At 43.7% G+C, this 10,015-nt stretch carries 13 protein-coding genes; all 13 read right to left on the bottom strand.

Annotated features, from left to right (window positions below; translation table 11 throughout):
- Positions 1-96: flagellar motor protein MotB (locus tag Q7P41_RS07940; RefSeq protein ID WP_303883306.1), on the bottom strand; the 96-nt coding region annotated here is incomplete at its 3' end.
- 18 nt (positions 97-114) lie between these two features.
- Positions 115-894 (bottom strand): motility protein A, encoded by a 780-nt coding sequence (locus tag Q7P41_RS07935; RefSeq protein WP_303883304.1) that lies wholly within the window; start codon positions 892-894, stop codon positions 115-117.
- Positions 881-1,114, bottom strand: a complete 234-nt coding sequence (locus tag Q7P41_RS07930; protein ID WP_303883303.1) for a flagellar FlbD family protein — start codon at positions 1,112-1,114, stop codon at positions 881-883. Before Q7P41_RS07930 ends, Q7P41_RS07935 begins: the two co-directional genes overlap by 14 nt.
- Before the next feature lie 29 nt (positions 1,115-1,143).
- Complete coding sequence (locus tag Q7P41_RS07925) at positions 1,144-3,054, bottom strand: flagellar hook protein FlgE (RefSeq protein ID WP_303883302.1); 1,911 nt, start codon at positions 3,052-3,054, stop codon at positions 1,144-1,146.
- A 52-nt stretch (positions 3,055-3,106) separates the two neighbouring features.
- Positions 3,107-3,535, bottom strand: coding sequence for a flagellar hook assembly protein FlgD (gene flgD / locus Q7P41_RS07920; RefSeq protein ID WP_303883300.1), 429 nt, complete (start codon positions 3,533-3,535; stop codon positions 3,107-3,109).
- 15 nt (positions 3,536-3,550) lie between these two features.
- A complete protein-coding gene (locus Q7P41_RS07915; protein ID WP_303883298.1) occupies positions 3,551-4,489 on the bottom strand; it encodes a flagellar hook-length control protein FliK in 939 nt (312 codons plus the stop codon).
- 14 nt (positions 4,490-4,503) lie between these two features.
- The gene (locus Q7P41_RS07910; RefSeq protein WP_303883296.1) at positions 4,504-4,953 is read right to left on the bottom strand and encodes a hypothetical protein; all 450 of its coding nucleotides are present in this window, start codon (positions 4,951-4,953) and stop codon (positions 4,504-4,506) included.
- On the bottom strand, positions 4,954-5,628 hold the full coding sequence (locus Q7P41_RS07905) for a MotE family protein (RefSeq protein ID WP_303883294.1): 675 nt from the start codon (positions 5,626-5,628) through the stop codon (positions 4,954-4,956).
- A complete protein-coding gene (locus Q7P41_RS07900) occupies positions 5,628-6,185 on the bottom strand; it encodes a lytic transglycosylase domain-containing protein (protein WP_303883293.1) in 558 nt (185 codons plus the stop codon). The genes Q7P41_RS07905 and Q7P41_RS07900 overlap by 1 nt, the downstream gene beginning before the upstream one ends.
- Positions 6,182-6,631 (bottom strand): flagellar export protein FliJ, encoded by a 450-nt coding sequence (locus tag Q7P41_RS07895; protein ID WP_303883292.1) that lies wholly within the window; start codon positions 6,629-6,631, stop codon positions 6,182-6,184. Before Q7P41_RS07895 ends, Q7P41_RS07900 begins: the two co-directional genes overlap by 4 nt.
- Before the next feature lie 60 nt (positions 6,632-6,691).
- Positions 6,692-8,023 carry a flagellar protein export ATPase FliI gene (fliI, locus tag Q7P41_RS07890; protein WP_303883291.1) on the bottom strand — a complete coding sequence of 444 codons (1,332 nt, stop codon included), beginning with the start codon at positions 8,021-8,023 and terminating at the stop codon, positions 6,692-6,694.
- Positions 7,968-8,882: a FliH/SctL family protein gene (locus Q7P41_RS07885; protein WP_303883290.1), complete on the bottom strand. Its 915-nt coding sequence runs from the start codon at positions 8,880-8,882 to the stop codon at positions 7,968-7,970. The genes fliI and Q7P41_RS07885 overlap by 56 nt, the downstream gene beginning before the upstream one ends.
- Positions 8,875-9,888, bottom strand: coding sequence for a flagellar motor switch protein FliG (gene fliG / locus Q7P41_RS07880; RefSeq protein WP_303883289.1), 1,014 nt, complete (start codon positions 9,886-9,888; stop codon positions 8,875-8,877). The genes Q7P41_RS07885 and fliG overlap by 8 nt, the downstream gene beginning before the upstream one ends.
- Positions 9,889-10,015 lie beyond the last annotated feature (127 nt).

Here is a 10,015-nt window from a genome sequence, read left to right as displayed (position 1 = left end):
CACAAAAAACGTCAATAGCAGCGTTACCATGTCACCATATGTTGTAAGCCAGTTGCCCTTCAGTTCCGATATCTCTCTTTTTTTCCTCCTGGCCATTTAATAGCAACACCTACTCTATCTGGATTCATTTTCCTCTTCTAGTGACACCCGAAACTTGGGAGGCAAAAATACCTTCAGTCTCTCCTCGACCAATCTAGGATTTTCTCCAGCCTGTATGGCCAAGATGCCCTCCACTATCATTTCCCTTGTAACAACCTCCTCCTGAGTTCTCACCGTCAGTTTACGGGCAATGGGTATGCCGAAAACGTTAGCTAATATTGACCCGTAAAAGGTGGTAATCAGCGCAACTGCCATGCCTGGTCCCAAGGCATTGGGGTCGTCTAAATGTCCCAACATCTGTATCAATCCGATGAGTGTTCCCAGCATTCCAAAGGCTGGCGCCAGTTCGGCTAGTGTATCGAACATGAACTTATTGCCCGCGTGTCTTTCCTCAAGCAGCCCAATTTCGGTATCAAGTATTGACTTGACCAGTTCTGGATCCGTACCATCAACGACGAGTTGAATTGACTTCTTCATAAAGGGATCATCGAGTTTCTCCGCGTCGTCTTCTAAAGATAAAAGCCCCTCCCTCCTGGCTTTTTCAGCAAAACTTACAAGGGTTTGAACGATAGAAACTAGCTCCGGACTTTCAGAAAAAAAAGCCTTCTTTAAGATTTGCCCCAAGGACAAAACACGCTTCCAGGGGTTAGAGAGTATTGTCCCCCCTAATGCTCCTCCTACAACTATCAACAAAGAGGGAAGGTTAACGAACGCTAAAGCATCCCCTCCTGCCAGTATGCCCCCTATGATCATTATACATGCTAGAAAAATCCCGATAAAGCTAGCAAGATCCACCGTTATGCCCCCCATTTTTCTGAGTGGAAATACAACAGCCGCCACTCACCTTTCCCTTATAGTTTATTATCAGGCTTACAACTTTATCTAAGGATTCTTCAACCACGTACTTGTGTCCATTGACAAGTGTGATCACCGTGTCCGGGGTGGCCTCGATAGTTTCAATAAGATCAGCGTTAATGACAAGCTTAGAGCCTTTGAGCCGTGTAACCTCGATCATGACCCATCATGCCTCTATCTTTATTAAAGCTAACGTTTTAAATTTATGAGTTCGTCGAGCACTTGATCACTTGTAGTTATTACCCTTGCGCTCGCCTGAAATCCCCTTTGCGCGATGATGAGCCTAGTAAACTCCTCGGCAAGATCGACATTGGCCATTTCAAGATTGCCGCCTGCCAACGTCCCGGCACCACCCTCTCCGGGAACAACTAACTGAGGCAGTCCCGAGTTAGCAGTCGGCACGAAAGCGGTCATCCCAATTTTTTCAAGTCCGCTTGGGTTAGAAAAAACAGCCAAAGATGTCGAGTATAAGGCGTTAGTCCTACCGTTGCTGTAAACTCCAACAATGACGCCATCGGAAGCTATGGAAAAATCCTGCAAGACTCCCATGGGATAACCATCCTGATAATAAGCCTTTGTAGTAAAGCTTGAGCCAAACTGAGTCACACCATCTATGGGGCTTTTCCCAAAGGATTCCCCGGAGAAATCAAACTTAACTGTGGCGTCTTCCGCTCCAAGCAAGGAAAATCCCAGGTCTACAGTTGCAGTCCCGCCTGCCACTAACTTGCCATCGGAGCTAAATTGGATCGTTCCAGTATTGTTAGAAAGCTGAATCCCCGCTTCCGATGGAAGCCAGGCCCTCCAACGCCATTCGTTAGCACCTATCTTCTCAAAAGCAACTTCAATAGTATGAGGATTGCCCAAAGAATCATAAATGTCAACCTTCGTCGAATGAATGGACGACGTATGCTGATTTAAGGTAGCAGCGACCTCGTATGTAGAGCCACCGTCGTTACTAGATGAAATGGACAAACCTTTTCCGTCCTCAGTGGAATTTAATTTGACCCAAACGTTTCCTGCAAGACCAGTAATAATTTGTCCTGCCGCAGGTATTACAAAGGCTCCGTCGGCGTTAATCGGAATTTCCTCCACAAATGAGGTCCAAGCATTGGAATTATCTTGTCCCCATACTGTCAAGACCATGTTACCGTCGCCTTTATCGGTAAACTCAGCCAAGTAAGGCCTTAGACTATTATTGCTATCTTTGAAATATATAACTTCGTAATCCATCATGCCCGAAATTTGCTGGCTCCATACGACATTATTATTATTGCTTGAGTCCATTAGTTGCAGTTCGCCGGTATCGTCGTCAAATTGCAATGTATAAGTATAATTTCCTAAGGTTACGGGCGCAGACGATAATTCCGGCAATCCGGTAGTGGTGTTTATTCCGTCTAATGTCAAACCATAAGCAGTTCCGCCGATACTTATGCTCAACAAATTATTACCACTGCCTTCTGCGATGGAAATTTCATAATTCTGACCACCTATATTGGCAATCGTTGAGAAATTTGAATTAGTCAACCCCATTGGCAGGTAAGTATTTACCCGGCTATCCAAATTGCACTGTAACCCCAAAACTTCGGTTTCCTTGGCACTCAATTTCTGTCCCACGGGAATGTTTAAAGAAACTAATCGAGTGCCTCTGATATACCTGGAAGGGTTATCGGGGTCGACAGTAAGTTCATAACCCATGAGAGTGTAGCCCGTTCCAGATTGAACGATGTTTCCATTTCCATCCAGGACGAAATTACCCGCTCTGGAGTAAACGTTGCGAGTGCCGTCATTTAAAACGAAATAACCATCTCCTTGAACGGCAATATCAGTTCGGTTACCTGTATACTGCAAAGGCCCTTGAGAGTGTATCGTTTCGATGGCGGCAACGGTTGTGCCAAGCCCGATTTGCATGGGGTTAATGCCACCCATGTCAGCCTGAGGGGCGGTGGCTCCTCTGCTGGTCTCGTATAGCAAATCCTGAAAAGTAACAGCCGACTTCTTAAAGCCAGTGGTATTCACATTTGCTATATTATTGCCCACCACATCCAACATAATCTGATGACTTCGTACTCCGCTAACACCCGAAGTTAAAGATCTAAGCATTGCCATCCCTCCAATTGAAAATAAACATCAAGGCAGGCCTTCCCTTGCCAATCTACCCGCCATCCGTGGAGGGTGTTGTGACAGCTTTTACCTCTTCCAAGAGGATGTATTTGCCGTTTTCCAGCTCTAAATACACCTTACCATCATCAAATATTGCCGAAAGGACACGCGATTCTAAAAATATGCCCCTATCACCATCAAAATAAGCTACATCCTTGCCCACATAATTACTGGCGTTAAATTTAACCAACTCCAGCAAATTCTCCATGCCACTTGCTACATTAGTCATTTGTTCTAGAGCAGAAAATTGCGCCATTTGCGCTATGAATTCCGTATCGTTGATCGGATCAAATGGGTCTTGATGGGTAAGCTGTGTGATTAGTAACTTTAGAAAGTCATCCTTTCCGAGCTCACTTTTAATCTCCCTGTTTTCTCTGTAGGAATAAGTTTGATTCACGGAATAAACTTGATTTACCGCCATGATCTTTCGCCTCCTTTACGCTATCCATTGAAGCAACCCGCGTTCAATATCGAGGATAAAAGCCATTTCACCGATATCGTCATTCGAGGCGATAGATTCACCAGCCCTGATCTTTTTCTCATTGTGATTTGTTTTATTTCTTTGACCACCCAAGTCGTCACCTTCGCCCTTAACGTAAACGTTGAGTCCTAACACCTGAAAACCGTTCGCGTTCAGACTCTGTCTTAATGAATCTAATTGCCCCATGAGAAGATTGGCTACACTCTGGCCTTCAACATTAAAGTTCGCCCTTAAACTGCCACTTTGGGCAATGTCAATATCTACGTCTATATGGCCCAACTCTGGAGGATGAACAGCTATACGAGCAGCTTCCTTACCTTCGCGACTCATTAAAGTTATGACTGCGTTAAGGGCACCTTCTAATCTGGCGTCATTGCTCTCTGCAAAATTCATTTGATACAAAACACCGAGGTTAGAGGATTCGACAGCAACACAATCGTCGTTTAATGACAAAAGTTTTACCTGAGGATTTTGTAACAAAAAATTTGATGTCTCTTCATGAAGCTCCTTGAGCGCTTCAGGGATATTACCAGATCCCTTCAAGCGTTCAACGGTATGCACTTTTTTTGCCCCATCAAGCTCGGTGATTTTTTCTTTAGCTTTTTCATCCAAATTGCTTGAGTTGCCAAGCACGTCGTTTGAGCTTATTCGACTCTTTTGACCAGCATCTAAAATATTTTTGGCTTCAACGACATACGATTTACTTGCAACTTCGTTAGTTTTAGGGTTGACGGATATGCTGTCATTTTCATTTTTGCGAGAGACGTCTGTGACGCTTTTATCAGCTTCGAGTCGATGATCTAAAAGGCAGGACCTGAATTCTACATGACTATCCTTTTTAGCAACGGTAGAGTTTTCATCCATGTTGTCGCTGCTTTCAACACCCTCCAACAAATTCTCAGCCTCGACTAAAAGTCCCTGTATGTCATTTCTCGGGTCAGGGAGACCATCCGCGCCTCCTGATTTATCTTCTGTCGCTGTTGTACCTGAGAGAATGCAAAAGGTTTTATTTGTTCATCTAATAATATATTTAATATATTAGATACATTGATATAAATGTAATCACTGTCGTCTTTCTTATACAACATATCTTTTTTTACATTCGGAATTATGCAATCTTTAATGTATTTGCTACAATCTATTTTTTCCGATTCAATAACTTCTACATCTGGCAAATTAGCTGGCGATGATGCTCTTTCTTCGCACAGCATTGCCAAGAGCTCCCAAAAGGACATTCCTGCAACACTGGCTGCCCGAGCAGCGCTCTTGCTTTTTGTTGCCACATCTACTTGGCAAACTTCGTTGCAATCTATATTATTCAAATTGGCCAGCAAAATACTAAAACTCACGGCAATCACTCACTTCTCCTTAGCTGCAAGCTGCTCCATCAGCACTGCCGCTTTAGCCACATCCATGCGACCAAGAATTTTACCTGCAACATCCGGAGACAAGGCCTCTAAAATCTCTATTGCCAAGGAGTCAGAAAGATCATTTAACACCTCTGCAGCACGCCTTGTAGGCATTTCCTGTAAAATAGAAACCAGTTTAGAAAAGGATTCTCTTTCAATTTCCACATCCTTGGCGCTTATCTCGGCTTCGACGCTTTTGGTCACCTCTTCTATCTTGACAATCAACTCACTCTCCTTTCGGGCAAGCTCTTGTTCCTTTTTAATAAGTTCCTCCTCTTTTGCTTGAAGGTCGAGGAATTTTTGATTAATATACTTTTCATGTTCCTCAAGCTCCTGTCGTCTCCTTTCCTCGGGAGTAAGGGCAACGTGGCTTGAAGAAGAAAATCTCTCACCTATTAATGGCAAATGCGAGCCGGTTTTATATATTATCGGCAATAGATCCACTACACCTAAGAGATGTAACCCAATAAGCACTCCGAAGATTACTAACAAAAGAAATAAAGACAAAAGGCCACAACCAAGAACCCTTCTTTTATTTTTGGGTTTAGCCTTGTGTGGCCTTTCCTGGACAAAGTCATCTTGTCGCTCTTCCTCATCAATTGTTTGATCATCTTGGGTTACCATTAGCCATCACCTTTTCTGAACCTTTCGTACAAGGATTTTACATTCTTAACGAACCTTTCCGTCTCTTTAAAAGGAGGTATCCCGCCGTATACGTCAACCCTCGAAGGCCCAGCATTATACGCTGCGAGCGCAAAATCCAGGTTGTTGTCATATCTTTGGAGTAACAGCGCTAAATATTCAGTGCCTCCTTCGATATTCTGGATAGGATCAAATGGATCATCAACACCCATCTCTTTCGCCGTTAGGGGCATGAGCTGCATTAGCCCCATAGCGCCTTTAGAAGATATAGCTTTGGAATTACCGCCAGATTCCATATGAATGACCGCTCTCACTAAAGCATTGTCGAGATTCCATTTAGCAGCTATGCGTTTTATTTCTTCATCAAGGGATTTATCATTAGTCCTAACATCTGTGGCTTGTTTTTTGACAGAACTTGATTCGCGCAACACCTCAATGAAAGGCTTGGATGGCTTTGGATTTTCTCCAAGTTTCTCGCGAATTTCTTCCACCCGAAGATGGATATCCCTTATTTTGCCGAGATTGAGATATGTCCTCACAAGATATCCTCCCTTCCATAACGACTTAAAGCGATATCGTCGATTGCAGTCTGTTCATTCGCAAGTTGTACTGGCCTTTCTCTTTCAAGAAAACGATTGGCTGTTTTTTCCATGACCTTGGCTTCTTTGTGTTTGTTTAACAACTCCTCCATCACCTTTTCAACCGCCATCTCGCACTTTTTTAACTCAATCAGAGCCTGAGCTATTTCTTCATCTATTAATTCGACTTTTCTTCGTGCATCCCAAAGCTCTTCAATTTCTAACACATTCTCATTGATCGAAATAAATTCCGCTAGAGCCTCGGTTCTTTCCTGAGCGAGTCGGCATAGACACTGTTTTGTATTGTCTAACGCCTTTTTTTTATTTCCCAATACCCACTCAAGAGATTGAACTTCTTTATTTTTAATATTTTCTAGCTTATTAAATCGGACAAATTTTTCGTTCATTTTACCGCCTCATTGTCTTGATAATCAAACGTTTAATCATCGCTTTTCGCTTCTATATTGTTATTCTTTAGGCGCTAGAGAAATTAGCTTTTTTACTGTCTCATCGAAGCTAAAATGTCCCTCCACAGGTTGATATAAGAAATCCAATACCTCATTTAGGTATTTCAGGGCCCAATCAATGTTGGCATTGCTGCCCGGTTTGTAGGCACCAATGTTTACGAGATCTTCAGCATCTTCGTAAACTGCGAGCAGCTCCCTCACCCGTCTTGCTGCTTCAAGATGTTCTGGTGAGGTGATATTTGGCATTACACGGCTAACGCTTTTGAGCACATCAATAGCCGGATAATGGCCCCTGGACGCCAATTTGCGGGAAAGAACTATATGACCATCGAGAATGCCACGAACGGTATCGGCCACAGGCTCGTTCATATCATCACCTTCAACCAAAACGTTATAAATTCCCGTTATGCTTCCCCTTTCACCAGCTCCGGCTCGCTCCAATAGTTTTGGAAGAAAAGCAAACACCGATGGCGTATATCCCCTCGTAGCCGGCGGCTCTCCAATAGCTAAACCCACATCCCTTTGAGCCATAGCGACCCTGGTAATAGAATCCATTAAGAGAAGGACATCTTTTCCTTTATCCCTAAAATATTCTGCTATCGCCGTAGCGGTCAAAGCCGCTTTCAATCTGACCAAAGGGGGCTGGTCAGATGTTGCCACCACGACCACTGAACGTTTCAGTCCAGAGCTACCCAAATCTCTTTCAAGAAACTCTCCGACTTCCCTGCCACGTTCGCCTATCAATCCTATCACGCTTATTTCAGCTTCGGTATTTCTAACCATCATTCCCATGAGCGTACTTTTGCCGACTCCTGAACCGGAAAAAATTCCGATCCTTTGTCCTCGTCCCAAAGAAAGCATGCCATCGATGGCCTTAACCCCTACTGGCAACGGCGTAGAAACGGGTTTTCTCAAAAGTGGATGAGGTGGTTTAGCGTACAAAGGATAGGTATCTCCCGCCATAATGGGTCCCTTATCGTCTATAGGGTCACCCAACCCATTTAAAACCCTTCCAAGAAGTCCGGGGCCAACACGTACACTCAGCTTTTGACCTACGGCAATCACATCACATCCGGGACCAATATCAGCTAATTCGCCTAATGGCATAAGCAGCACCCTATCCTCGTTGAAGCCTACAACTTCAGCATAAAGGGATGTCGATCTGCCTCGATACTTAATTTCGCATAAATCTCCAACGCTAACATCAGGTCCCCTAGATTCTATAACGATACCAATTGCTTTCGCTATAAGGCCATTTAAGCGTATAAAATCAATATTATCTAATCTGGCTTCCAGTATCGATAAAAGATCCTTGTCTTCCTTGGAAGTCATTTTCCCTTTGCCCCTCCGCTAAGAGACGGTCAATCTCCTCAGATAAACGTTCAAGTTGCGTGTGCCACCTGGCATCGTAAACACCAAGGTTGGTCTCTACTATACAACTGCCCCTGTCTACATGATCATCGGCAATGAACTCCACATGCCCAGACCCGCGAATGAGATCGCTAAATTGATCAATCTTTTCCTGCAGCAGCGCTACTTCCGAGGGATGTAAATATATAATGATCCTATCTTTATCGCTCAAGCGTTTCAAAACTTCCTCTAATAAGCGCTCTAAAACCTCTTCGTCTAATTCAACTTCTTTATAGAGGAGGCTTTTTAGCACCTTTTCCCAAAGTCTGATCATTTTCATTGTGTTTTGCTTTAATAAGATGTCCATAGAATGGGATAGCGACTCGTGACAATTCTCAAGTGAACGAATTAAATCAGAAACTTGTCTCGACACTTCTTCTTTTGCTTTCTTTTCGGCTTCGCTCTTTCCTTCCTTTAATCCTTTCTTGAACCCATCATCATAGCCTTCCTTTTTCGCTACAACTTTAGTTTTCTCTATTTCCTCGTTTACTTTCCCAAAAAAACTTTTCTTCTCGAGTTCTAGAGAACTTTTAAGCTTTTCGTACTCGCACTGAAGCTGATCATATTTGTCTTGAAGCAACTCGTATTGATCCTTGAGGGTTGCGAATTTTCTTTTAAGCTCTTCAAGGCTAACTGGTCCATTAATGTCATCACTCGCAACATCCTCTTTTACCAAGGATCTGTGCGACTTAGAAAGATGCTCGAGATTGGTTTTGGATATTATTTTTACAGCATGAGGCACAAAGTGCACGGTCCTAAAAAGCTTGTCCCCCTTAGACAATCAACTCCTCCTCTCCCCCTCGAGCAATTACGATTTCGCCAGCATCTTCTAAAGCCCTTATCACGTTTACAATCTTTTGCTGAGCTTCCTCTACGTCTCGCACTCGAACCGGACCCATATATTCCATGTCTTCCTTCAACATTTCAGCAGCTCTCTTGGACATGTTCTTGAAGAACTTTTCTCTCAAAGCTTCAGAGGCACCTTTTAAGGCCAAGGCTACGTCCTTCATGTCTACATCACGAAGCACCCGTTGCAGTGATCGATCGTCCATGCCCAATATGTCTTCGAACACAAAAAGCCGCTTTTTGACTTCTTCGGCCAGCTCCGGATCTTCTTCCTCGAGCCTTTCCATGATGTTGCGTTCCGTGGCCCTGTCGGCATTATTCACAATAGCAACAAGGGCATCTATTCCCCCGGCTATCGTAAAATCCTGACTCAGTATAGTAGACACTTTCCTCTCTAAAACCCGCTCGACCTCTCTAAGTACATCTGGAGTAACCCGTTCCATTGTCGCGATCCTTTTTGCTACTTCAGCCTGCAGTTTAGGAGGTAAACCGCCCATAACTTGGGCTGCCTGTTTGGGTTCCATATAGGAAACTATCAGGGCAATGGTTTGAGGGTGCTCGTTTTGAACAAAGGCCAAGATTTGTTGAGGATCGGTTTGCCTAATAAAATCGAACGGTCTGACTTGAAGGCTTGCTGTTATGCGCCGCAAAATATCTTGAGCTCGCTCCGGTCCCAAGGCAGATTCAAGGAGTTGCTTTGCATAATCCACTCCGCCTTGGGTCATGTATTCCTTCGCTAGCAATAACTCCTGAGCTTCCCTTAAAACTTCTTCTCTTTGGTTGCTTGGAATCTTGCGAAGTCCAGCTATTTCCATAGTAAGCATTTCAATTGTGCTTTCATCTAAATTTTTGTAGACCCTAGAGGCTACATCAGGGCCTAGGGAGACTAGCAACACTGCGGATTTTTCGCGCCCTTTAAGGCCCTTTCCCCTCCTCTCCATTTTAAAACCCCCTGCTTAAATTTATAATATGGATAGCATAAAACTAATATTGATCTTCCAGCAACCAATTCTTAATGATCGCGGCTATTTCTTCAGGCTTCTTTGAACCATATTCTCTCAATTGATG

It is taken from the genome of Acetomicrobium mobile (assembly GCF_937920065.1).
Note: the sequence above shows the minus strand (reverse complement) of the source record. Positions and strands in the feature narration are given on the sequence as shown.